Consider the following 23060-nt stretch of genomic DNA (forward strand, 5'->3'; position numbering starts at 1 on the left):
TGGATTGCGTACTAGTAGCTAGCCCAGTTTAGCTGAACGTATTTTCTAAAAACCGCGAAAAATGGCAAAAAGGGCGTGACTAAGAAACACTGTCCCATAGTCCCGCCCTTTAAAAACAAAAGAATTATTTTGATTTGATGTAATTGACACCATCGGCTTTTGGTGCGGCTGATTTTCCTAAGAAGAGAACCAGTACGACAATCGTCAATACATATGGTGCTGATTGTAAATATACATCTGGAATTTGCGAGATAATCGGTAAGTTTGATCCGGCGATACTTAAGTTTTGTGCGAAGCCGAAGAAAACGGCGGCGCCCATCGCACCAAGCGGATTCCATTTACCAAAGATCATTGCTGCTAATGAAATGAAGCCTTGTCCAGCAATCGTTGTTGCGGCGAAGCGTCCTGCGATTGATTGGGCGAAGACCGCGCCACCCATACCGCCAAGGAAACCTGAAAGTAACACGCCAGCATAACGCAATGCGTAAACATTAATCCCTAACGTATCCGCTGCTTGTGGGTTTTCACCAACTGAACGAAGACGTAATCCAAAGCGGGTTTTGAAAATGACAAACCAAGAAATCACCGCAACTAAAATGGCGAAATAGGCCGGCAAGCTAGTATTTTTGAAGAACAATTCTCCTATAACTGGGATCTTGCTTAACCCCGGAAAATCAAAGTAACCAAATTGTTGTTGAATCGTATCTGTTTGACCTTTGCCATAAATTACTTTAATCAAGAAGATCGCTAATGGCGGAGCCAATAGATTCATCACCGTACCACTAATAATGTGATCCGCTCGAAAGTTGACTGTTGCTACGGCATGCAGCAATGAAAAGGCCATCCCGGCTAACCCGCCGACTAGCACACCAAGCCATGGTGTCATAGCCCCAAACTGATCCGCAAAAGCTAAGTTGAAAACGACTGAACTGAAAGCTCCGGCAACCATGATCCCTTCCAAACCAACGTTAACGATCCCGCTGCGTTCAGAGAATACTCCGCCAAGCGCGGTTAAGATCAAAGGTGCAGAATACACGAGTGTCTGAGCAATAATTGACGCTAACAAATCCATATTCATTAGACTTTGCCCCCTTTTTCAGATTCATCATTCGGAGCACTTTCCACTTTTTGAACAGTCGCGACTTCTTTTTTGCCGCCCATGACTTTCGCAAGCCCTACTCGAACGATATAGTTAATCGCTACGAAGAAAATAATCAAAGGAATAACACTATTGGCTAGTTCACTAGGAATTCCAGAGAACTGCATTCCTTGACCGCCAAGTTTTAACACACTGAATAATAATGCTGATAATAGGATTCCAATCGAGCTACCGTTTCCTAATAATGACACGGCCATCCCGTCGAACCCGATACTGATAGAAGAACCTTGAACAAAATAGTTCATGAAGGTTCCTAGTCCATAAACGACCCCACCAAGACCAGCTAGTGCGCCAGAAATGATCATTGAAATTACGATCGTACGTTTGCTGCTCATTCCGGCATATTCAGAAGCGAATGGGTTTAAACCAACGGAACGAATTTCAAAACCTAATGTTGTGCATTTCATTAAGAACCAAACAACCACTAAGAAAACGACTGCTAAAATGATTCCCATATTGACCCGCGAGCCGCCAAATAATTCAGTCAGCCACGGTTCACGTAGCGAGGCGTTTAGGCCAACTGCTTTTGTGACCCCTTTGTTAGAGATAACATCCGGTGACATTACGTGATTGACGATGTGATTAGCTACATAAAGAATGACATAGTTCATCATGATCGTCACAATTACTTCACTGGTTCCAAAGAACGCCCGTAACAAACCAGGAATTGCCGCAGCAGCCGCACCGGCTAAAGCACCAACAATAATTGCTAATGGTAATACGATAATTTTTGGTGAATCCGGCATGCTTAACGCCACCCAGATACTTGCCACCCAGCCACATAATGCTTGACCGGAAAGCCCGATATTGAAGAAACCTGCTGAGTTGGCCACTGAGAAACCTAACGCGGTAAATATCAATGGACCTGCGCCAACTAAAATCTCACCAATCGACATTTTGCTTTGGAAAGCTGAACTAAACATGGCGTTATACCCTTCAATTGGGTTAAAACCAAACACCGCCATTAAAATAGCGCCAAGAATAAATCCTAGAATAACTGAAATAATTGGGACCAATATATTTCTAATACGCTCTGAGCGATCATTCATTTGTCTCACCAGCCTTTGCTAATTCTGCTCGCGCCTCTTCTAAACTATACCCGGCCATTAACAGACCTAGTTCATTTTCAGAAGTTTCTTTCGGGTTTACGATCCCAACGATCTCACCTGAGTGGATAACCGCGATTCGATCAGAGACATTCAAAATTTCATCTAGCTCAAAACTGACAAGTAATACCCCTTTTTGTTTATCACGCTGCTCGACCAACCGTTTGTGGATGTATTCAATCGCACCTACGTCAAGACCGCGAGTTGGTTGTGATACAATCAATAGATCTGGATCACGGTCAACTTCTCGTGCGATGATCGCCTTTTGCTGATTCCCACCTGAAAGTGAAGCAGCTGGCGCCTTCTCGCTAGTCGTCCGTACGTCATACTCTTCGATCAAGCGTTTCGCATAGCGATCGATCTCGCCATAGTTCAAAATACCATTTTTACTAAATGGCGTATGATAGTAAGACTGTAAAGCGATATTTTCTGATAATGGCAACGGTAAGATCAGTCCATATTTATGCCGATCCTCTGGTACGTGTCCCACACCGGTTTCAGTAATATGACGAGGGGCTTTGCCGGTCACATCTTTTCCGTTGATAGTGACTGATCCGCTTTCGACTTTGCGTAAGCCGGTTAAGGCTTGAATCAATTCTGTTTGACCATTGCCGTCGATGCCGGCAATCCCTACCACTTCGCCACGGTGAACATCTAATGATAAGTTCTTAACAGCTTCCAAGCCGCGGCTTTCTTTTACGACTAAGTCTTTGATTGAAAGAACTACTTCACCTGGTGTCACCGCGATTTTATCAGTTTTAAATGAAACAGAACGACCCACCATCATATCCGCTAACTGCTGCGAGCTGACATCTTTGACATCGACTGTCCCAATGTATTGTCCGCGACGAATAACGGAACAACGATCGGCGACTTTTTTGATTTCATCTAACTTGTGAGTGATCAAGATAATCGATTTGCCTTCACGAATTAAACCACCCATAATACTGATCAATTCATCGATTTCTTGGGGCGTCAACACCGCTGTTGGTTCATCAAAGATCAACACATTCGCACCACGGTATAAAGTTTTCAGAATTTCGACCCGTTGTTGCATCCCGACTGAAATATCACGTATGTACGCATCTGGGTCAACCTTCAAGCCATACTCTTGTGACAAACGCACGATCTCTGCCTTAGCTTCTTTTTTGTCTAGTATGCCGCCCTTATTAGGTTCGCTACCTAGAATAATATTTTCTGTAACTGTAAAGGCATCCACTAACATGAAATGCTGATGGACCATTCCGATCCCTAATTGATTTGCTCTCGTTGGACTTGAAATATCAACCTTTTGGCCATCCATCAAAATTTCACCAGAAGTTGGCTGCAGTAGACCTGACAAAACATTCATTAGTGTCGATTTTCCGGCACCATTTTCGCCTAAAAGTGCATGAATCTCACCTTTTCTGACTTGCAGATTGATGTTGTCATTTGCTTTAAAAGTGCCAAATTGTTTGGTGATATTGCGCATTTCAATGACATTTTGTTCTTCTGTCACTTTCTTTTCACATCCTATCGCTTTTTAAGCCTAAAAAACATTGCAACGTTAAGGGCGTTCTTCCCTTAGCCAAATCTAACCTGAGTCGTAACTTGGCTAAAAAAAGAAAGTTTATTTTAAAAGAGGACCATAGCTCCTCCTATTGGAGCTATGGTCAACCGGTGGAACAGAAACAGTTTCTGTTCGAACCTCAACCCGAATTATTTTTCAGGCGTTTCTGGAACTTTGATGTCGCCATCAGAAACTTTATCTTTTGCTTCTTTAACAGCGTCTTTAGCTTTGTCAGAAAGGAAACCGTCAGTTAGAGAAACACCGCCGTCTTTCAAACCATAAGATAAGTGTTCGCCACCAGGGAATTTATCTTCTAGCGCACGAGTAGAAATATCTTGTACGGCTGCCCCTACACCTTTAAGTGTTGAAGTTAAACAGAAGTTGCTGTCTTTGCCGTCTTTAGATTCATATTTACCTTCTTTTTGTTGGTCGCTATCAACACCGATAACCCAAACTTTGTCGGCTTCATCTAATTTTTCGTTACGTGCTTTAGCTTCTGAGAAGACCCCTTGGCCTGTACCGCCTGAAGCATGATAAATAATGTCGATGTCGCTGTTGTACATGTTCGCTGCTAGAGCTTTACCTTTGGCTGGATCACCAAATGATGCCGCATATTGTACATCTACAGAAATGTCTTTACCTAATTTATCAGCAGTGTCTTTTACGCCTTTTTCAAAACCAGCTTGGAAACGGTCGATAACGGCACCTTCTTCACCACCGATAAAGCCTAATTTGTCTGATTTTGTTGTTTCAGCTGCCGCAACACCTGCTAAGTAAGCAGCTTCTTGATCTTTAAAAGTTGCAGAGGCAACATTTTTCTTGCCATCGATCACTGAATCGATAATAACGAAGTTTGTATCTGGGTTTTGATCTGCTGCTGCAGAAATTGGGTCAGCTAATAAGTAACCAATCCCGAAGACTGTTTTAAACCCATTTGTTACAGCTTGTGTGATATTTTGTTCGTATTCAGAAGCATCGTTTGATTGGATATAGTTATAGCCGCCATTGCCTTTTTTGATATCGTGATCTTTACCCCAAGCTTGAAGACCTTCCCAAGCACTTTGGTTAAATGAACGGTCGTCCACTCCACCGATATCTGTTACGATCGCAACGCTGTGTTTTGCATCTTCTTTGGCAGATCCACCTGATGAATCAGTTGTACCGCCGCCTCCGCCTCCGCATGCTCCTAAAGCTAGCAATGATGCCATTGCTACGGCGCCAAGACCAAATAATTTTGCTTTTTTCATTTCTGTAAAGCCCCCTAAATTGTGGTTTTTTTTTCAACAGTCCTACGACTGAATTGAACATGGTTTATAGATCTTTTTCAGTGAACATATATGGCAGTAACGCTTCAACGGTCATTTCTTTTACGACTCCGTTATCACCGACTAAGGTTACCGGCATTTCTGGATCACAAAATTCTGCCATGACTTGGCGGCAAGCGCCACACGGCGAAATCGGTTCTGGTGTGTGCCCAGCAATGACTAGATGACTGAATGCTCGTTCGCCTTCTGATACGGCTTTGAAAAAAGCTGTTCGCTCAGCACAATTCGATAATCCGTATGAGGCATTTTCGATATTCAATCCTTGATAAGTTTTACCTTCTTTTGTTACTAAACAAGCGCCAACTGGAAAGTGTGAATAAGGAACATATGCTTTATCCAGCGCATCAACAGCAATGTCGATCCAATCTTGTTTGCTCATGTGAACTGCCTCCTACATTTACCTTTGCCTTTCAATCTGAAAAGCATGTCAATTTTACTTAACTAATAAATTGCAAAGCTGACGACTAGTATCCTGTACCAGAAAGGCCGTTCATGATTGCAACACCTGAGCTAGCACCTAGACGAGTCGCACCGGCTTCGATCATTGCTTCTGCTTCTTTAGCATTGTGAATCCCACCAGAGGCTTTGACACCCATTTCAGGTCCGACTGTTTCACGCATCAAGCGGACATCTTCAACAGTTGCGCCGCCGGTTGAAAAACCAGTTGATGTTTTGACAAAGTCCGCTCCAGCTGCTTTTGCTAATTCACAGGCTTTGACTTTCTCTTCATTTGTTAATAGAGACGTTTCGATAATCACTTTAACTAACGCTTTGTCTTTGGCAGCCGCTACGACTGCTTCGATATCTTTTTGCACTTTTTCATAGTTGCCGTCTTTTAATTCGCCAATGTTGATGACCATATCGACTTCAGCTGCGCCGTTTGCGATAGCATTCGTCGCGTCAAAGGCTTTTGTTTCTGTTGTGTTCGCACCTAACGGAAATCCGATTACAGTACATACTGCAACTGGTTCGCCTTGTAATTCTTTAGCAGCTAATGCCACCCAAGTTGGATTGATACAAACAGAATAGAAACGATATTTTTTCGCTTCTTCGATAATTTTCATTACATCTGCTTTTGTTGCATCGGCTTTTAAGATCGTGTGGTCGATCATGCGATTGATTTCCATTATTATTCCCCACTTCTTTTTATTATAATATATTCTTTCTTGTTATAAAAAAGTTTTAAATACTTATTCAGTAATGACATTATGAATCAAAATCGGTTCTTCCGGTGTATCACCAATCGAAATATTTTGATAAAGTAAATTTTCAACCTCAGAGATTTCTTTTGAATTGGCATAGATAGTCAATAACGACTCTCCTTCAGCCACTTTATCCCCAATTTTTTTATGAAGTTTGATTCCTACTGCATGGTCGATGTCATCGTCTTTCGTTTTGCGCCCTGCGCCTAAAAGCATTGCCGCAATTCCGATTTCATTCGCCACTAGCTTGGTAACATAACCAGAAGCCTTGGCTGGCAATTCAATCTCATACTTAGCCGTCAAAATTTTCTCAGTTTGATCAATAACTGACACATCGCCGCCTTGATCCTTAACCATTTCACGGAATTTTTCTAACGCTTTTCCTGAATGCAAGGCTTCTTCCAGCATTTTACGAGCATCTTCCAGTGTTTCTGCTTTTCCTGCTAGAACAACCATTTGACTTCCTAGGACATAACACATCTCGGTTAAATCCTTTGGTCCATTGCCTTTTAGCGTATCGATTGCTTCGACGATTTCTAAGCTGTTTCCGATTGCTTCGCCTAAAGGCTCGGACATATCTGAGATGACCGCCATCGTTTGACGACCTGCTAATTTACCGATCCGTACCATCGTTTTGGCTAAACGTTTGGCATCCTCCAGATTTTTCATGAAGGCTCCTTCGCCAGTCGTCACATCTAAGACGATTGCATCTGCTCCCGCGGCAATTTTCTTACTCATGATCGAGCTGGCGATCAATGGGATTGAATCAACTGTCGCCGTCACATCCCGCAAGGCGTAAAGCTTCTTGTCAGCTGGCGCTAGATTGCCCGATTGACCAATCACTGCAACTTTGCTTTTGTTTACAATATCAATAAATTCTTGTTCAGATAATTCAATCTTAAACCCTGGGATCGATTCGAATTTGTCTAAGGTTCCACCAGTGAAACCTAAACCGCGACCAGACATTTTAGCTACCGGAACACCCACGCTGGCAACTAAGGGTGCTAAAACCAAAGTAGTCGTATCACCGACACCGCCGGTTGAATGTTTGTCAACTTTGATTCCCTCGATGGAAGACAAATCAATAATTTCACCTGAATTCGCCATCGCTAGTGTCAAATAAGAAATTTCCTCGTCGGTCATGTCTTGATAAAAAATTGCCATCAATAATGCGCTCATCTGATAATCAGGGATACTGTTATCTGTGTAGCCTTCAATAATGAACTCAATTTCTGCTTTTGACAGAGACTTGCCATCTCTCTTTTGCTCTATCAAATCTACCATTCTCATAGGTTTTCCTCCAAGCTTCAAAGTCATTATACAATAAAATAGCGAAAGGTAAACCACTTTAGTAAAACAGTTTACTTAACGAAGAAGCACTTTCTGTTAGCGCTACCATTGTTACTATAACGGGTGACAAACTACTTGTCAACCCTGACCTAAAGTTTTTACACTCTCACGAATAATTAATTTGGTTTGGAAAATTTTATTCGGGATTCGCTGAGAAGGAAAATTGATCGCATCAACTAAAAATTTCGCTGCGGAAAAACCAATTTCTGTACTAGGCTGAAAAACCGTCGTTAACGGTGGCACCATGTACTTGCTAACCTCTAGTCCATCAAAACCAACTACGGAGATATCTTCAGGAATTCTCAAGCCCGCTTCATAGATCGCCTGATAACAGCCCAGCGCCATTTCATCTGTTCCACAAAAAATCGCCGTGATCTTTTCATTTTTCAACATTTCTTTCGTTGCATGATACCCGCCAGCCAATGTTAGCTCACCTGAGCAAATATAACTTTCATCAAAAGGCAAACCAGATTCAAAAATAACTTGACGGTACGCCTTAACCCGCTCCGTCAATTGATAATAGCCTTGACTTTCCTTCAACATGCCGATATGACGATGCCCTTGTTTCACTAACATCCGAAGTACTTCTTGTGCACCCGCATATTCTTCCACCAATAATTGCCCCCAGTCGCGATCATTCAAGCCACGGTCGATTAAGACCATCGGATGTCGCCGATAAAAATCACTGCCTAGCTTGTGTTCATCTTCCAACTGATAAGGTGTTGCTAATAAAATACCATCCACTGAGCGATGAGACAGTTCATTCAAATAACGTTTTTCCTGCTCTTGATCATGGCGGGAATTACATAAAATAATCATGTAACCTAACGGATTCAAATAACTTTCCACGCCTTCAATAACTTTCGAAAAGAAAAAATCGGTGACATCAGGAACAATCATACCAATCGTTTTGGAATGACGATTGATCAAATTCGCCGCAAAAAAATCTGGTTTGTATTGATGCTCTTCTACGATTGCCAAAACTTTCTTGCGAGTCTGTTCACTGAAACGGCTCCCCTTATTATTCAAAATCTGCGACACTGTCGTTACTGAAACACCGGCCATTTCAGCGATCTCTCTGATGGTGATCTTCATGGTGGACCTTCTCTCACTATTTTTTTTAAGTGTAGCAAAGGAAAAAATAGAAAGAAAGACTTTTTCACTAAAAGCCAAGACGACTTACTTGATTCATGAAAAAAAGAGCGTAGATTTAAGTCATAAGAGATGAAAAGGCAGGTGAGAAAAATGCTTGATGTTTTAGGCGCGGTTAATAATTTAGCTTGGACGACAGAACACCATTTTCTGCACATTAAGAACCAACATGATTTTCTCCGCATCTGGGCAATCCAATTTGAACTGGCCTACACGGATTTCCGTGTGATTCAAATGGCCTTGCAACTAGATGCGCAAACCGACTTGTTGCACCGTTTTACCAAAGCCTATGATGCGGTCTATCAATATGAGTATGCCTTTGTCAAAGCTGGCTTGACTGGTTTTAATCAAGCGTTTGGTGATCAAATCGATCAATACGAGCTGGCTCAACAAAAGCTGTTAGCTATTTTAGCCGAATTAAAGCAGCAACAGCCTCAGCCAACGAAAGAAAATGATTTGATCTAAAAAGGAGCGAAGCAAGATGATCAATGATGTTGTGTATGATGAAAAAAATCAATTGACCTTAGATATTTATGAACCGGAAACGATCGACGCAGCCATTATTTTAATTCACGGTGGCGGCTGGTTTCGCGGAGACAAGGCGAAAGAGCAGGCTTTAGCGGAACGTTTAACCACAGACGGCTTTCTGGTAGTGGCACCAAATTATCGTTTAGCTCCCGATCATCTTTTTCCAGCCGCCATGGAAGATTTATTAACGGTCTACGACTGGTTAGTTGCTAGTGACTATCCTGTAAAAGATAAAATCACCGCACTTGGCTCTTCTGCCGGCGGTAATTTAGCCATTGAATTGGCTCTGCAAAAAGGCATTCCCGCCGCATCGTGGTCAGGGATCATCGACCTTTACCTCTGGGTCCAAGAACATCCCGAAGTTGTCGCCGCTATGAATCAAAAGCCCGATTTTGACAAACAAGCGAGTGGCAAAATCGATCAAGATGGTGCCAATGATGCCTTTTATAAATGGTTTATTTTAAATTACGTGAACCAAGACATGGATTTGCTGAAACAAGCCGATCCTTTGCAGCGTGTTTCAAGTAAAAGTGGCCCCTTATTCATCGCCAACTCTTTGCATGAATTAGTGCCTTTATCAGGTGTCTATCATTTGCAAGCAGCCTTGGCCGAAGCGGGTGTTCCTAGTGAGAATAAATTGATCACTGGTACGGTGCATGGTGAAGGCTACGCGGATATTGCCTATCAACCGACCCTTCAATTTTTGAAAAGTAATCTATCAGAAAGGCTTTCGCGAACTCGTTCAGCTTTTGAGCAATAAGACCAAACGATTTCTAAATTGCTTCTCAAATTTCGAAATAGTTTTGCTTATTGCCGATAAAGCTAGTTCGTGAAGCCGGACATGAATATGCCTGCTGTAAAGCGATTTTTTCATTTTGAAAATTTTATACTTCTTCATAGTTTAAAAAACATCGTGGAGCTGATGCACTCCACGATGTTTTTTAAATTTCAGGATAATTTTTCAATACATAATTTTCAGCAGCTTGACTCCAAATCCCGTCTGTTTCTGCTAAGATTTTTCCAAGTTCTGAGTCTGCTGAAACGTCGGAAAGTTTGGTTAAGTCTGCTTGTTTATGCGTATAAACTAATTTTTTCCCGCCGCCGATTTCTGGTTGGTTCAAGGTCGTTTCGGAAACTGCGTCAAGTCCTAAGACATGCGTCACCGCATTGGCGACTTTGACTTGTTTTTCTTCAATCAATTTAACCGCCTTACGCATATCTTCCGTATTCCCACCAGAAGTTCCGACAAAATGCGTGAAGGAATAATGCACATCGTAGAAATTTACGTTTGCAGAAAATTCTTTGTCTTGCGGACCCGCGAAAAAGTTCAAACAGCCATCTGGATTCAGCATGTCTGCCGCATCGGTTACGACTGAAGCGACTGGGATCATCACAAAGATATCATCAAATCCACCACCAACCGTTTCTTTCAACAGGCTAACTTGATCCTTTACACCGTCTACATTAACATAAGAAACTTCAATCCCGTTCTGACTTGGATATAATTTTTCAGCACGAGCTAATTTTTCAGCGTCACGATCGGTGATGACCAATTTTTTTGGTTTAATTGGACCGTGCAGTGCGTAATCGATCGCCAATAAGCCCATCGGCCCCGTTCCGCCCATAATCAATAAATTGCCATCCGCTTTGATTCCCATTTTATGTTCATAGGAACCTTCTTTTAAATGATAATTCGCTTCAAAAGCGCCAATCACACAAGAGAGTGGTTCAATCAGCGAACCTTCAAAATAGGTTTCGCCCTTATAAGGAATCAAACAATCCTGATTCATGACATCCTCTGAAATCACGATATAGGTGGCATCTCCGCCTGTATACGGATAAGAATAACCGGGACAGTCCGGACGATCTGGCAATTGCAGGTTTGCTTGCAACACGTAACGCTCGCCTTTTTTATATTTATGCGCCCATTTTCCGCCAACTTCTAAGATCTCGCCACAAAATTCATGGCCGATAATAATTGGATTGTCCGCTAAATCATTTGGCGCTTTTTTATGGTCCGCTCCTTGATTCGCCAACTTCCACGTTGACATACAAATACTATCCGTGACTACCGAAGCCAAAATCTCATTTTCTTTAATTTCTGGCAATTCAAATTCCTCTAAGCGCAAATCTTTCTTACCATATAAACGCACTGCCTTTGTCTTCATTACAGTTCCCCCTAAAATTATTACTACTTTTTATGCAAGAATGCCTAACCAATAACCAACGATCCCAACCGCGAATAATACGAAGATCAAAACGATTGGACTTACTTTTTTCTTCAATAAATACATCATCAATAGCGTTAACCCTAATGCTGGCAAGCCTGGCACTAAATCATCTAAAACATTTTGGACAGTCGTCACAACTGTATTGCCATCTGTCCCCGGTGTTCTCGAAACGACTAGTGGAATATTGACCGTTGTCCATTTCGTTACTAGAACCCCCATGATGAACAAGCCTAGAATCGTCGCGCCTTCCGTCAGCTTTTGCAATAAGTTGCCTGACAGATCTTTGACGATATCCATCCCTTTGCTGAAGCCATAGGTCAAACCAAACCATTTCATCGCCAAACGAATCGCATTGAAAGCTACGAAGAATAAAATTGGTCCCATCACATTGCCCGATAAAGCCAGCGAAGCACCTAATGCTGCCGTAATCGGACGCAATGTTCCCCAAACTAAGGGGTCGCCGACACCAGCTAAAGGCCCCATCAAGCCGACCTTCAAGCTGTTAATCGTGCCATCATCAATGTCTGCACCACTTGCTCGCGCTTCTTCCATCGCCATCGTCACACCAATCACCGGACCACAAACAGCCGGAGTCGTATTGAAGAAGGTCAGATGCCGCTTCAAGGCTTCAGCCTGTTCTTCTTTTGTTTTATACACACGACGGATTGTTGGAATCATATCCACACAGAAAGCTAAGGCATGAATCCGTTCATAGTTAAAGGACGCTTGTTGAAAATTCGAAAAAACAAAGGTTGTCATTAAATCTTTTTTCGTCAATTGTGATTGGGTATAAATATCTTTTTTCGTTTCGATCGTTGAAGTATTTTCCATTGTTCCGCCCCCTAATCTTCTAGTTCATCATCAGCCAGCTCACCAGCTACGACTGCCGCCACGTGATTGCCTTGAGATTCGTTTTTCTTCAAGAAATTTGGATTCAGCTGTACATAGATCAAGGCTGTAATCAGACCAATGATCCCGAAAGCCAACAAACTAAACTCTAAATAACCGCCCATCACAAAGCCTAGATAGAAGAATGGCATCAAGTACGCCACACTCATCATGTTCAAGACCATCGCGTACCCGACAACGACGATAAAACCACCAGCTACCGCTAACCCACCGGTAATCACATCTGGAATCATATCCAGCATCCGTGTCACCATCTCGGCACTGACGAAAGCCGCTACGACCGTCGCCGGAATCGCTACCCGCAAGGCTTGAATAAATAAAGCACTAAAATGCAGAAGGATAATTTTATTGAAGTTAGCTTTTTCCGCTTCTTTGTCTGCCGCATGCTGGAAGGCCACAGTGATCGTCCGTGCAATAACCGTCAAGACTTGTCCGGCTGCCGCAACGGGCAAAGCAATCGCGATCCCTGATTGAATATCCTGTTGACCAACCACAACTAAAATAGTTGAAATCACACTGGCTAAGGCCGAGTCCGGCGATTGGGCCGCACCGATATTCATCCAACCTAAAGCGATCAATTCCAAAGTTCCGCCTAAAATAATTCCCGTTTGCACATCGCCCAGAATCAAGCCTACCATCGTACAGGCGATCAACGGTCGATGGGTTTGAAATTCGTCCAACACACTGCCCATCCCACATATACATGAAAAAAGAAAAATAAGTACAATCTGTAATGCTGATAGTTCCATTTTTGTATCCTCCTACTATTTCTTATTCTGCAACGCTTATTCGTCCGTTTCTGATTAAAGCCTTACAACTCTTTTTTAGAAGCCGGCTTCTTTTAGCTTTTCTTCAAAATTTCCTTTCGGATCGGTTGCGATTACCCGTAGGTCCAGCTCCACTCCCGCCGCTTCTAGCTTACGGAACGCGTCAGCTTCGGTCTGATCAACTGAGACAGCTTTTGTGATTTGCGTACGACCAGTTTTGAATTGCATCCCACCAATATTGATTGAAGTGATTGGCACGTCCATTTGCACCATTTCTAACACTTCCATCGGATTCGTAAATAGATAGAAAACTGTTTCATCCGCATATTTCGGATTGTTGTAAACCTTCACGGCTTTTTCCGGATCAACGATATTGACTTTGATTCCCGGCGGCGCCGCCTGTTTCACTAATGTCTTCCGAATCTCATCATCGGCAACCTCTTTGCTGACGACGATGATTCGTTTCGCTCCGGCTTCTTTGGCCCAAACGGTTGCGACTTGTCCATGGATCAGTCGATCATCCACCCGTGCTAAATTGATTTTCATCTTAAAAATCCTCCTCTTCTTCAATTACCGCTTGATTAAACGCTTTCACTGTATCGCAAGGAATACTTGTAACATGATTCACAATATCTTCCAGACGACTACCTTGTAACATGCTTGCTACCTCTAGGACGATTGGCAAGGACATGCCGGAAACAATTCCAATCTCACGTTCGGGATTTTTCATCGCTACCGCGCAGCTAGCATTATATGGCGTCCCGCAAAACAAATCCGTCAGCACCAAGTAAGAAGCATCTTCCTTCATCGCACCAAAAACTTTTTCTTGAATCGTATCCAAGCCTTCTTCTTTTAAAAATTCCACTGATTCAAAATCTGGCAACGCACCAAAGATCATTTCTGCGGAGTTTTTCATCTCGTGAGCCAGCTTTCCATGTGCCACTAAAATTACCTTATTCATAAGTCCCTCCTTGTTTTCCTAGCGTTTCTTCCTGTACTATTTATATCTCTGCTGCTGGCTGATCTAAGCAACCAACAGCAGTAAAATCTATCCTCGCGTTTTCCCGCCAGCAACATTCAACGTCACGCCATCAACATAGCTCGAACGATTGGAAACAAAGTACGCCACTAAATCTGCCACTTCACTTAATTTACCGTCACGACCCAATGGAATCGTCTTAGTATTTGTATAGCCTGCTCGTAGCTGTTCAACTGAGATCCCACGGGTATATGCCAACGCTTTTTCATATTCAGGTGTCCGCAATCCAGTTTCTTCCATAATCCCCGGTGCAATCCCTACGACCCGAACACCTTTTTTACCAAGTTCTTTCGCCCATGAACGCGTGAAACTGTTAACCGCCGCTTTGGTCGCTGCATAAACACTTTGGCCTTCTGACCCTTCCAAGCCGCATTCTGAAGACATATTGATAATCACGCCGTAGCCTTGTTCCACCATGACACGTCCAACTGCTTGCCCCATCAGATAAACACCCTTTTGATTAATCGCGATCATCTTATTGAAAATCTGTTCATTGATTTGGAATTTGCCGCCTTCTGCCATTTCTTCATCTACTAATAACGCTGGGATATTCACCCCCGCATTATTTACGACTGCATCGATCGTTTGAAATTTTTCTACCGTCGCCGCGACTGTTTGTTCAACAGATTCGGGAGAAGTCACATCTGTTTGACTAAAAAATAAATTTTGATGGGTGAATGCTCCTTCACGTAAATCAGCATTTACGACATTGATCCCTAATTCACATAGTTCTTGTACAATCGCCGCGCCGATCCCTGACGAACCTCCTGTGACAATGACTATCTTACCTTCTACTTCTAACCAATTCATCGCTAACGCCCCTTTTAACATTTGTGATTTGTTTTTAACATTTGTTGTAACTTTATATTAACCGTGGAAGGAAACGTTGTCAATAACTTTTTGCAACTTTTTTAAAATCGAATCACAAAAGTGCAGAGCGCAAAAAAAGAAGACAAGCACGATACTTGTCTTCAGATACCTATTTACTTAATAAATCTCTCTTTTAAACAAATTAAACCGAACGCTTCAACACTTCTTCTGCTGTTTCTTCAGTTGTGACTAAGACATTGATGTAGCGGCCCTTCAAAGCACTAGCAATAGCATCCGCTTTATCTACCGCTTCCGCCACGCCGATCCGGTACGGCGTCCGTTTCAAATCAGCGATATCGATCCCGATCAAACGGTCATCCAACGTATTGTCGATATGCTCACCCTCGATATTATAAAAACGTGAGACCACATCACCAACAACTTTTTTCCCTTCTAAATAAGCCAACACGTCTTCGCCATAGAATTGCTTCCAACTCTCGCTAGCTTTCAACGTTGGTGAGCCGATCCCTAAAATCGCAATATCGATCTTTCGCCAATAGTCAATCAGCTCTTGATTGAACTCATTTTCCATCAAGGCTTTTTTTAGCGCAACCGTTTCTGGGAAAGCCGGCGAATCGATCAATAAAGCCCGGCCATTTAATTTCTTCGATGCCTCATAGGTAATCGTATTGACGTGATAATCACTGATTAAACGACCAGATGGCCCACCGATCATCGGGACACATAAAATATTCTTCACATCATAATCAGTCAAGCCTTCAGGAATCGCCGACATGGTCTCTCCCCACGAAAAGCCGAAGATCATATTGTCCTTGATGATCTCGGTTAAATATTCACCGACTCCTTGAGCCAATAGCTTATCCTTTTGGGTACGGCTTAAATCAGCCCCGGCTTGAACAATGATCGCTTTTTTTAAATTAAATTTTTCCTGCAGCTCTTTTTCAATGCTGTAGGTTCCGGCTTTGTCATAATTGATAGAGATATTGACGATTCCTTCATTTCGCGAACGTTTCAACAATCTGCTGATAGTACTGCGGTGGATATTTAATTCCTTTGAAATCTGACTTTGATTCTTATCCTCTTGATAATACATTTCTGCAATTCGTACCAATAATTTATCTTCTTCTTTTTGCATACGTTTACTCCTTTATATCACATTTGTGAAAAACATGAGTCAATGTGATTATAGCTCGTCTCTGATCATTTCTGCAAGCCTTTTCCATTTTTTACTAACGACAATTGTATGATGAAAAAACTGCTGATCAGCCAAGCTTTCTTTTACAGTAAGCAGTCTGCTAAACGTTCATTTCGCAAAAAATCCTGTAAGCACACTATAGCTGCTTACAGGATTTAGTTATTCCTTTACACTACGAATGATGTAGTAGCCTTTGTCTTTTGCCACGATCTCGGCATTGCCAAAGACTTCTTCCATTTTGTTTTTCGCGCTAGGGGCGCCTTGTTTCTTTTGGATCACAATGGTTAAGCTGCCACCAACTTTTAATAAGGGTTCCGCATCGCTTAAAATTTGATGGACAACTTTTTTTCCAGCTCGAATCGGCGGGTTGCTGATGATTGCCGCGTACTCTTTTTGATGCAAGGTCTCGTAAATATTCGACTGGTGGATATCCGCCTCGATGCCATTATGCTTCGCGTTTTTCTGTGCCAACTCCACCGCACGATTGTTCACATCGATCATTTCTACAGGACGCTGCGTTTGGTAAGCTAGCGCTAAACCGATTGGACCATACCCACAGCCAACATCTAACAAGGTGCCTGCTGGTAGATCAGCCGCTGTAAAATGCTCGATCAAGACGCGGGAACCATAGTCTACCGTATCACGAGAAAAGACGCCGCTATCGGTCACAAAGTGAAAATTCTTTCCGGCTAATTCAAACGACCATTGGTGTAAATCGTGGGCCGTCTCCGGATTTTCTGAATAATAATGATTTGCCATGCTCTTACCCTTCTGCTAATAATTTTTCTTTGATATCACGGGCGATCAACGCGCCTAAGAAATGGTAGCCTTCCTCGGAAGGATGGATGCCATCAAATTTTTGGACGAATTCATTGGGTTTTGGATAAACGGTCATATGATGGTAAAGATCAATCACATTTACTCCGACTTTTTCAGCGATTTGTTTCGCTTTTTCAGCATAAAGCTGTTGCCGTTCATTATTCCCTGCGGTCATGATCTCGGTATTGATGTAGCCGGTAGTCAGTAAGATCACTTTTGACGCATCAAAAGATTCTAGCATTTCTTCGATATTGTCTCCGAAAACATCAACGGGATTTTTTTGTTTCAAGGAATCATTGGTTCCAAAAGAAATAACCACAAAGTCGCCTTCTGCTTCCACGGCTTCATTGATATGAGCTAAGCCATCCGACGAAGATTCACCGCGTTTGCCTAATTTTACTAAACTATAGCCGGGGAAATCCATCTCCGTTAATTCATCAATGATATACGTAGCTAAAATATCGCTGGTCTCGCCATTCATCACACCAGTCAACAAGCTGTCGCCAAATAAAACGATTTTTTTCATAGTTCGCACTCCTTTTGTTTTTAATGTAAGTTAAAACAACTATTCTTTGATAAAACTTCTTCCTTATCATAGCATGAAACGATGAAATTAATCTGATAAATAGCGTGAAACAAATTCGTTCTCCGCTGGTTGACTGGTGGTGTCTGTTTTCAAATCTAAGAAACAAATGAAACTCCTATCATTCCGATAGCTTTTAACTGTTTTTTTCGGCTAAAATGACGTATAACCTTTCTTATAGCTGAAATTATTCGGATTTATTCGTTAAGGAGCGCTATCTATCGCGTTTTTATGTTAGAATAAGCCCAGCTATTAACGGATGTCAGCGATCCATTCTATCCTGCAATTTTTTTGGAAATTCTTTTCTTTAAAAGAGTTTTGCTTGTAGGATCAGCTAGAATAAAAAGCTATGCTGCGGCATCCATACCTTAAGATAAATAAGGAGACCGTTATGAACGAAAGAGGGAACTATTATCGGATCGCCCGGGATGATTGGCAAGATTTTTATACACCTGGGAATACGCCACTAACCCAAGCTGAGTTAGACAGTATCAAAAGTTTGAATGACCGTATCTCCATGAAAGACGTGGAGGACGTTTATGTACCTTTGTGTCACCTGATCCATTTGTATATGAAGGATTTTGAATCGCTGACACTAAGCAAAGGCTTATTTTTACATCGCTATGTAAAAATGCCGCCCTTTATTATCGGCATCGCCGGTAGTGTGGCGGTTGGTAAAAGCACCACTGCCCGTTTATTGCAGACCTTGTTGGACCGCTTGTTCAAACACCAAACCGTTCAACTGATCACCACCGATGGTTTCTTGTACCCTAACGCCGTGTTAGAAGAGCGCGGCATTATGGACCGCAAAGGTTTTCCAGAAAGTTATGATATGGAAAAACTGATCGACGTCTTAAATGAAGTCAAATCTGGTAAAGAAAATATTCCCATCCCAAAATATTCCCATGATGTGTATGACATCGTTGACGGTGAATTCGAGACGATCGATTCTCCGGATATTTTGATTGTGGAAGGGATCAATACTTTGCAGCTGCCAGCCAACCAGCAAATCTACGTCAGCGACTTTTTCGATTTATCGATCTTTGTTGACGCGGAGCCTAAAATGATCGAACGCTGGTACTTGGAGCGCTTCGAGTCCTTGCTGGATACAGCCTTTAAAAAACCAGAAAACTATTACTATCAATATGCCATTGGTGATCGCCAAACAGCACTAACGATGGCAGAAGATGTTTGGAAAAATGTCAACTTGAAGAATTTGGAAGAGTACATCTTGCCAACTCGTGGCCGAGCTGATATTATCTTGCACAAGGCAAAACATCACATCATTGATGAGATCTATTTGCGTAAATACTAGCTTATAAAGAAAGCTTGCTTTCTTTTATAATAAAACTTGAAAAGGGGTAATAATTGTGACCAACGTTTCTACCGAAATGACCAACGTAGAAAAAATTATCGTACTTGATTATGGTAGTCAGTATAACCAATTAATCACTCGTCGTATTCGTGAATTCGGTGTTTTTTCAGAGCTTATGAGCCACCGAATCACTGCTGAAGAAGTCAAAGCCATCAATCCTAAAGGAATCATCCTTTCCGGCGGACCAAACAGTGTGTATGATGAAGGAGCTTTCTCCATTGATCCTGAAATCTTTGAACTAGGTATTCCAATCTTAGGTATCTGTTATGGAATGCAGCTAATTACGTATAACTTAGGCGGAAAAGTTGAACCAGCTAAAAACCGTGAATACGGACAAGCAACCTTAGAAATCGTTTCTGATGATGCCGTGCTATTTGCCGGTACACCAAAAGAACAAACCGTTTTGATGAGCCACGGTGATTTAGTCACACAAGTGCCTGAAGGCTTCGAAAAAGTCGGCACCAGCAAAGATTGCCCAATTGCAGCGATCCAAAACAAAAACAGCAACATCTATGGTATCCAATTCCACGCAGAAGTTCGCCATTCAGAATACGGCAACGAATTGCTACGTCACTTTGCCATTGACGTTTGTCAATGTAAAGGCGACTGGACGATGGATAACTTCATCGATATGCAAGTCGCAAGAATCCGTGAACAAGTCGGCGACAAAAAAGTCTTACTTGGCCTATCCGGCGGTGTGGATTCATCAGTCGTAGGTGTGCTTTTACAAAAAGCCATTGGTGACCAATTAACTTCGATCTTTGTTGACCATGGCCTATTACGTAAAGACGAAGGCCAACAAGTAATGGACGCATTAGGCGGAAAATTTGGCCTAAACATCATCAAAGTTGATGCTCGCGACCGTTTCTTAACTAAATTAGCCGGCGTTTCTGATCCAGAGAAAAAACGCAAAATCATCGGAAACGAATTCGTTTACTTATTCGATGACGAAGCAACCAAACTGGCTGGTAAAGAAGGCATTTCTTTCTTAGCCCAAGGCACCTTATATACTGACGTAATCGAGTCAGGAACTGAAACGGCTCAAACCATCAAATCTCACCATAACGTGGGTGGCTTACCTGAAGATATGCAGTTCGAATTGATCGAACCACTAAATACCTTATTCAAAGACGAAGTTCGCGAGCTAGGAACACAACTTGGTATGCCTGACTCTATCGTCTGGCGCCAACCATTCCCAGGACCAGGTCTAGGAATTCGTGTCATTGGTGAAATCACCGAAGAAAAACTAGAGATCGTCCGTGAATCAGACGCGATCTTGCGCGAAGAAATCGCCAACGCCGGTCTTGACCGCGACATCTGGCAATACTTCACTGTCCTACCCGGCATCCGTTCAGTCGGTGTGATGGGCGACGGTCGTACTTACGACTACACAGTCGGTATTCGTGCTGTCACTTCAATCGATGGTATGACCGCTGACTTTGCTCGTATCCCGTGGGATGTCTTGCAAAAAATCTCAGTCCGGATCGTCAATGAAGTCGCTCATGTCAATCGGATCGTGTATGATATTACATCTAAGCCACCAGCAACAGTTGAGTGGGAATAAAATTTTATATAATTTTTCCCTTTAAAAATCCTTATCTAAATAAAAATATACAAACTCTGCCAGGGTATCTTTTGGCAGAGTTTTTTATTATCAAAACTTCTTAAAGGTTGCACAAAGATAGCTTTTTACCACAGTCTCTCTCCCAATTTTCAGCTTACTATATTAATAACAAAGTTTATATTTACTAATAAAAGAATACATACTAAAATAAAATTGCGTTTTAATACGATGTTTTACAAAAGGGAGATAATGAAAATGAATAAGAAAGTAATGCTTATTTGTTTGTTCTCAAGCATCCTTTTGCTAGGTGCTTGTCAAAAATCAGATAATAAAACAATGGAAACATCTGCAAAAATTGCCAGCAGTTCTATAAAAAACTCAAGCACCACTAGGAAAGCAGTATCAGAAAGTTCATCTAGTAGTTCAAGCAGCCAAACTAGTGAAGTAAAAACTTCATCAAATAACGAACCGGACATCATCAATACTGTCCGAGAGCAACTAGTGGGAAAACGTTTCTCCATGGTTCCTTCATTATACGACGGAATAGATGCAGCCCAAGCCATGGCGGAAAACAAGGCGCCGCAAAGTTTAATTCATGATGGTGCGGCTGGCTTCAACTTTATTAATGACACGACTGTCCATGTGGAACTTAATGGAACATACAGACCTGATTATGATACCTCTTATACGTTAACCAATAATCTGCTTATTATTCAACAGCGGAATATTCCTTATTCAATAAATAATGGTCAGATTTCATTTGATACTTGGACAACTGATGATAATGGTCATACCATTACATGGACTTTTGGGTCAGAAAAAGCAGCAACCGGAAATTCAACTGAAGCTACTTCAGAAAATGATGTTGATACGAAGAATCTAACTTCACAACAATTAAAAGATTGGGTCGGCGCTGTTTTAGATAAACAATTCAGCATGGGACGATCATCATTTCCTTATAAATTATCTGTAGAAAATCATGATGGGTATGCTTATGTTCGGGTGGATCATAGTCAACAGCAAATCGACACATTGGATATATTTCGGATAAACAATTCGGGGCAGCTAGAAGAACAAGATCTTTCTAACGGCTACCCTGCAACCTATAAAGTTGTTTCTACAACATTCATGGATACCTCGAACGTTACTGTCATGAATAACTAAATTTTTTCGAGAAAATAAGAGCCAAGACCTTTTAAGTCTTGGCTCTTATGCTAAAAAATTTCCGTTCTCTTCGCTTATTCCCCAGCAAAAACATTGCCCCATTCGGCACGTTTGCTTAAAAATTCCTCCGCTAAGGCTTGTGCACCACTCAATGTGTGGTTGGCTGCCCAGCCGCATTGAACAGGATTGCTGGCGGGTACTTCGGTAGCGACTAACACGTCTTTCATCGTCGCTTCTAAAACATCCATGATTTCTTCTCGGTCTTCATGGTTTAATACGGTTAAATAAAAACCTGTTTGGCAGCCCATCGGTGACCAGTCCACGATGTAATCTGCATGATTACGAATCAATTCGGCGGTCAAATGCTCCAATGAGTGCAAAGCAGCCATTTCCATATGATCTTGGTTTGGCTGTTTTAAGCGTACATCATATTTTACGATCACATCGCCATTAGGTCCGATTTTTTTATCGGCTACTCGAATATACGGCGCCTCAACTTTCGTATGGTCTAAATTAAAACTTTCAACGTTCATTTTCATCTTATTCTGCCTCCATTATTTTTTCTGCACTGACAATCCAAACAAAGCGATTCATTTGCTGATAAGTTGTTTGGAAGCCATTGTCGCTAAAATACGCTTCTACTTCCGGGATCAACGGGTAATACTCCCGTTCTAAATCAGCCGCCAAATTTTCAAGACCCGCTGATTTCACCGCTGCTAGAATTTTATCATAACTTGCTTGAGATAAAAACATCGTGTCCCCAAAGATAATTTTCCCGCCAATCGGCAGCAGCTGATTGTATTGTTTGATCACTTGTTCTTTTTCAGCAGCGGTCAGATGATGAAAAACCAAGTTTGAGACGATCGTATCAATCGACGCTAAAGGCTTTTCAAAATGCTCCATGTCTCCTGGCAAGAAAGTAACATCTTTCAGCAATGTTTTTTTCCTTGCGATTGCCCGCATTTCCGGTGAAGGCTCTACCGGGTAGACTTGCTTTCCAGCAGCAACGAGCTTTTCGGTCAGATTCCCTGTGCCACTGCCAAATTCTAAGATACTTGATCCTGCAGCAGTGGTAATTACAGAGAGGCTTTCCCAATAATTCAGAAAAACTGCTTGATACTCTGGATTTCCGCCATTGATCTCGTCGTCATAGTCAGCCGCCCAGTTTTCAAAAATCGGCATAAATTCTAATCCCATCTCATGTTTCCCTCT

Annotated in this window: 24 protein-coding genes; 5 read left to right on the forward strand and 19 right to left on the reverse strand. The window is 42.1% G+C overall.

Annotation, left to right across the window (positions count from 1 at the left end; genetic code table 11):
- Positions 1–124: 124 nt before the first annotated feature.
- From IGI54_RS11095 to IGI54_RS11130, 8 genes are all read right to left on the reverse strand, one after another.
- Positions 125–1078 carry an ABC transporter permease gene (locus IGI54_RS11095; RefSeq protein ID WP_071862699.1) on the reverse strand — a complete coding sequence of 318 codons (954 nt, stop codon included), beginning with the start codon at positions 1076–1078 and terminating at the stop codon, positions 125–127.
- Positions 1078–2208, reverse strand: a complete 1131-nt coding sequence (locus IGI54_RS11100) for an ABC transporter permease (protein ID WP_430620722.1) — start codon at positions 2206–2208, stop codon at positions 1078–1080. The genes IGI54_RS11095 and IGI54_RS11100 overlap by 1 nt, the downstream gene beginning before the upstream one ends.
- A complete protein-coding gene (locus IGI54_RS11105) occupies positions 2201–3736 on the reverse strand; it encodes an ABC transporter ATP-binding protein (RefSeq protein WP_430621497.1) in 1536 nt (511 codons plus the stop codon). The genes IGI54_RS11100 and IGI54_RS11105 overlap by 8 nt, the downstream gene beginning before the upstream one ends.
- 227 nt (positions 3737–3963) lie before the next feature.
- Positions 3964–5061: a BMP family lipoprotein gene (locus IGI54_RS11110; RefSeq protein WP_071862696.1), complete on the reverse strand. Its 1098-nt coding sequence runs from the start codon at positions 5059–5061 to the stop codon at positions 3964–3966.
- Between the two features lie 64 nt (positions 5062–5125).
- A complete protein-coding gene (locus IGI54_RS11115; protein ID WP_313630622.1) occupies positions 5126–5518 on the reverse strand; it encodes a cytidine deaminase in 393 nt (130 codons plus the stop codon).
- 85 nt (positions 5519–5603) lie between these two features.
- Positions 5604–6266 carry a deoxyribose-phosphate aldolase gene (gene deoC, locus IGI54_RS11120; protein ID WP_430620723.1) on the reverse strand — a complete coding sequence of 221 codons (663 nt, stop codon included), beginning with the start codon at positions 6264–6266 and terminating at the stop codon, positions 5604–5606.
- A gap of 63 nt (positions 6267–6329) precedes the next feature.
- On the reverse strand, positions 6330–7631 hold the full coding sequence (locus tag IGI54_RS11125) for a pyrimidine-nucleoside phosphorylase (protein ID WP_430620724.1): 1302 nt from the start codon (positions 7629–7631) through the stop codon (positions 6330–6332).
- A gap of 138 nt (positions 7632–7769) precedes the next feature.
- Positions 7770–8786, reverse strand: coding sequence for a LacI family DNA-binding transcriptional regulator (locus IGI54_RS11130; protein ID WP_071862692.1), 1017 nt, complete (start codon positions 8784–8786; stop codon positions 7770–7772).
- Positions 8787–8936: 150 nt separating this feature from the next.
- Here IGI54_RS11130 and IGI54_RS11135 point away from each other — a divergent pair, with 150 nt between their 5' ends.
- Together IGI54_RS11135 and IGI54_RS11140 are read left to right on the forward strand one after the other, a co-directional pair.
- Positions 8937–9308, forward strand: a complete 372-nt coding sequence (locus IGI54_RS11135) for a hypothetical protein (RefSeq protein ID WP_430621498.1) — start codon at positions 8937–8939, stop codon at positions 9306–9308.
- 16 nt (positions 9309–9324) lie between these two features.
- The gene (locus IGI54_RS11140) at positions 9325–10131 is read left to right on the forward strand and encodes an alpha/beta hydrolase (protein ID WP_430620725.1); all 807 of its coding nucleotides are present in this window, start codon (positions 9325–9327) and stop codon (positions 10129–10131) included.
- A gap of 181 nt (positions 10132–10312) precedes the next feature.
- Here IGI54_RS11140 and IGI54_RS11145 read toward each other — a convergent pair whose 3' ends face one another.
- The 9 genes from IGI54_RS11145 to IGI54_RS11185 all read right to left on the reverse strand — a co-directional run bounded on the left by IGI54_RS11145 (position 10313) and on the right by IGI54_RS11185 (position 17688).
- Entirely contained in the window at positions 10313–11539 is a 1227-nt protein-coding gene (locus IGI54_RS11145; RefSeq protein ID WP_430620726.1) for a zinc-binding dehydrogenase, read from the reverse strand.
- Positions 11540–11569: 30 nt separating this feature from the next.
- Positions 11570–12433: a PTS system mannose/fructose/sorbose family transporter subunit IID gene (locus IGI54_RS11150; RefSeq protein ID WP_430620727.1), complete on the reverse strand. Its 864-nt coding sequence runs from the start codon at positions 12431–12433 to the stop codon at positions 11570–11572.
- An 11-nt stretch (positions 12434–12444) separates the two neighbouring features.
- A complete protein-coding gene (locus IGI54_RS11155) occupies positions 12445–13260 on the reverse strand; it encodes a PTS mannose/fructose/sorbose transporter subunit IIC (protein WP_430620728.1) in 816 nt (271 codons plus the stop codon).
- 75 nt (positions 13261–13335) lie between these two features.
- A complete protein-coding gene (locus tag IGI54_RS11160) occupies positions 13336–13824 on the reverse strand; it encodes a mannose/fructose/sorbose PTS transporter subunit IIB (protein WP_430620729.1) in 489 nt (162 codons plus the stop codon).
- Position 13825: 1 nt separating this feature from the next.
- A complete protein-coding gene (locus tag IGI54_RS11165; protein ID WP_071862685.1) occupies positions 13826–14239 on the reverse strand; it encodes a PTS sugar transporter subunit IIA in 414 nt (137 codons plus the stop codon).
- An 87-nt stretch (positions 14240–14326) separates the two neighbouring features.
- Positions 14327–15127, reverse strand: a complete 801-nt coding sequence (locus IGI54_RS11170; RefSeq protein WP_430620730.1) for an SDR family oxidoreductase — start codon at positions 15125–15127, stop codon at positions 14327–14329.
- Between the two features lie 202 nt (positions 15128–15329).
- Positions 15330–16283: a sugar-binding transcriptional regulator gene (locus IGI54_RS11175; protein WP_071862683.1), complete on the reverse strand. Its 954-nt coding sequence runs from the start codon at positions 16281–16283 to the stop codon at positions 15330–15332.
- A 219-nt stretch (positions 16284–16502) separates the two neighbouring features.
- Positions 16503–17102 carry a class I SAM-dependent methyltransferase gene (locus IGI54_RS11180; RefSeq protein ID WP_313630613.1) on the reverse strand — a complete coding sequence of 200 codons (600 nt, stop codon included), beginning with the start codon at positions 17100–17102 and terminating at the stop codon, positions 16503–16505.
- A gap of 4 nt (positions 17103–17106) precedes the next feature.
- Positions 17107–17688 (reverse strand): SGNH/GDSL hydrolase family protein, encoded by a 582-nt coding sequence (locus IGI54_RS11185; RefSeq protein WP_430620731.1) that lies wholly within the window; start codon positions 17686–17688, stop codon positions 17107–17109.
- A gap of 448 nt (positions 17689–18136) precedes the next feature.
- Between IGI54_RS11185 and coaA the strand changes: the two genes are divergently transcribed.
- The 3 genes from coaA to IGI54_RS11200 all read left to right on the forward strand — a co-directional run bounded on the left by coaA (position 18137) and on the right by IGI54_RS11200 (position 21848).
- On the forward strand, positions 18137–19060 hold the full coding sequence (gene coaA / locus IGI54_RS11190) for a type I pantothenate kinase (RefSeq protein WP_313630611.1): 924 nt from the start codon (positions 18137–18139) through the stop codon (positions 19058–19060).
- Positions 19061–19115: 55 nt separating this feature from the next.
- Complete coding sequence (gene guaA / locus IGI54_RS11195; RefSeq protein WP_379946085.1) at positions 19116–20684, forward strand: glutamine-hydrolyzing GMP synthase; 1569 nt, start codon at positions 19116–19118, stop codon at positions 20682–20684.
- Between the two features lie 255 nt (positions 20685–20939).
- On the forward strand, positions 20940–21848 hold the full coding sequence (locus IGI54_RS11200) for a hypothetical protein (RefSeq protein ID WP_430620732.1): 909 nt from the start codon (positions 20940–20942) through the stop codon (positions 21846–21848).
- Positions 21849–21922: 74 nt separating this feature from the next.
- Here the strand turns inward: IGI54_RS11200 and IGI54_RS11205 are convergent, their stop codons facing one another.
- Both IGI54_RS11205 and IGI54_RS11210 read right to left on the reverse strand, forming a co-directional pair.
- Complete coding sequence (locus IGI54_RS11205) at positions 21923–22387, reverse strand: S-ribosylhomocysteine lyase (RefSeq protein WP_071862676.1); 465 nt, start codon at positions 22385–22387, stop codon at positions 21923–21925.
- Between the two features lies 1 nt (position 22388).
- Positions 22389–23045: a class I SAM-dependent methyltransferase gene (locus IGI54_RS11210; protein WP_430620733.1), complete on the reverse strand. Its 657-nt coding sequence runs from the start codon at positions 23043–23045 to the stop codon at positions 22389–22391.
- Positions 23046–23060: the final 15 nt, after the last annotated feature.

Source organism: Enterococcus sp. DIV0800 (genome assembly GCF_050559735.1).
Classification (GTDB): Bacteria; Bacillota; Bacilli; order Lactobacillales; family Enterococcaceae; genus Enterococcus_A; species Enterococcus_A devriesei.

Excerpts from the sequence above, each read along its gene's own strand:
- IGI54_RS11095 (WP_071862699.1), bottom strand. The coding sequence starts at position 1,078 with ATGAATATGGATTTGTTAGCGTCAATTATTGCTCAGACACTCGTGTAT.
- IGI54_RS11100 (WP_430620722.1), bottom strand. The coding sequence starts at position 2,208 with ATGAATGATCGCTCAGAGCGTATTAGAAATATATTGGTCCCAATTATT.
- IGI54_RS11105 (WP_430621497.1), bottom strand. The coding sequence starts at position 3,736 with ATGCGCAATATCACCAAACAATTTGGCACTTTTAAAGCAAATGACAAC.
- IGI54_RS11110 (WP_071862696.1), bottom strand. The coding sequence starts at position 5,061 with ATGAAAAAAGCAAAATTATTTGGTCTTGGCGCCGTAGCAATGGCATCA.
- IGI54_RS11115 (WP_313630622.1), bottom strand. The coding sequence starts at position 5,518 with ATGAGCAAACAAGATTGGATCGACATTGCTGTTGATGCGCTGGATAAA.
- deoC (WP_430620723.1), bottom strand. The coding sequence starts at position 6,266 with ATGGAAATCAATCGCATGATCGACCACACGATCTTAAAAGCCGATGCA.
- IGI54_RS11125 (WP_430620724.1), bottom strand. The coding sequence starts at position 7,631 with ATGAGAATGGTAGATTTGATAGAGCAAAAGAGAGATGGCAAGTCTCTG.
- IGI54_RS11130 (WP_071862692.1), bottom strand. The coding sequence starts at position 8,786 with ATGAAGATCACCATCAGAGAGATCGCTGAAATGGCCGGTGTTTCAGTA.
- IGI54_RS11135 (WP_430621498.1), top strand. The coding sequence starts at position 8,937 with ATGCTTGATGTTTTAGGCGCGGTTAATAATTTAGCTTGGACGACAGAA.
- IGI54_RS11140 (WP_430620725.1), top strand. The coding sequence starts at position 9,325 with ATGATCAATGATGTTGTGTATGATGAAAAAAATCAATTGACCTTAGAT.
- IGI54_RS11145 (WP_430620726.1), bottom strand. The coding sequence starts at position 11,539 with ATGAAGACAAAGGCAGTGCGTTTATATGGTAAGAAAGATTTGCGCTTA.
- IGI54_RS11150 (WP_430620727.1), bottom strand. The coding sequence starts at position 12,433 with ATGGAAAATACTTCAACGATCGAAACGAAAAAAGATATTTATACCCAA.
- IGI54_RS11155 (WP_430620728.1), bottom strand. The coding sequence starts at position 13,260 with ATGGAACTATCAGCATTACAGATTGTACTTATTTTTCTTTTTTCATGT.
- IGI54_RS11160 (WP_430620729.1), bottom strand. The coding sequence starts at position 13,824 with ATGAAAATCAATTTAGCACGGGTGGATGATCGACTGATCCATGGACAA.
- IGI54_RS11165 (WP_071862685.1), bottom strand. The coding sequence starts at position 14,239 with ATGAATAAGGTAATTTTAGTGGCACATGGAAAGCTGGCTCACGAGATG.
- IGI54_RS11170 (WP_430620730.1), bottom strand. The coding sequence starts at position 15,127 with ATGAATTGGTTAGAAGTAGAAGGTAAGATAGTCATTGTCACAGGAGGT.
- IGI54_RS11175 (WP_071862683.1), bottom strand. The coding sequence starts at position 16,283 with ATGCAAAAAGAAGAAGATAAATTATTGGTACGAATTGCAGAAATGTAT.
- IGI54_RS11180 (WP_313630613.1), bottom strand. The coding sequence starts at position 17,102 with ATGGCAAATCATTATTATTCAGAAAATCCGGAGACGGCCCACGATTTA.
- IGI54_RS11185 (WP_430620731.1), bottom strand. The coding sequence starts at position 17,688 with ATGAAAAAAATCGTTTTATTTGGCGACAGCTTGTTGACTGGTGTGATG.
- coaA (WP_313630611.1), top strand. The coding sequence starts at position 18,137 with ATGAACGAAAGAGGGAACTATTATCGGATCGCCCGGGATGATTGGCAA.
- IGI54_RS11200 (WP_430620732.1), top strand. The coding sequence starts at position 20,940 with ATGAATAAGAAAGTAATGCTTATTTGTTTGTTCTCAAGCATCCTTTTG.
- IGI54_RS11205 (WP_071862676.1), bottom strand. The coding sequence starts at position 22,387 with ATGAAAATGAACGTTGAAAGTTTTAATTTAGACCATACGAAAGTTGAG.
- IGI54_RS11210 (WP_430620733.1), bottom strand. The coding sequence starts at position 23,045 with ATGGGATTAGAATTTATGCCGATTTTTGAAAACTGGGCGGCTGACTAT.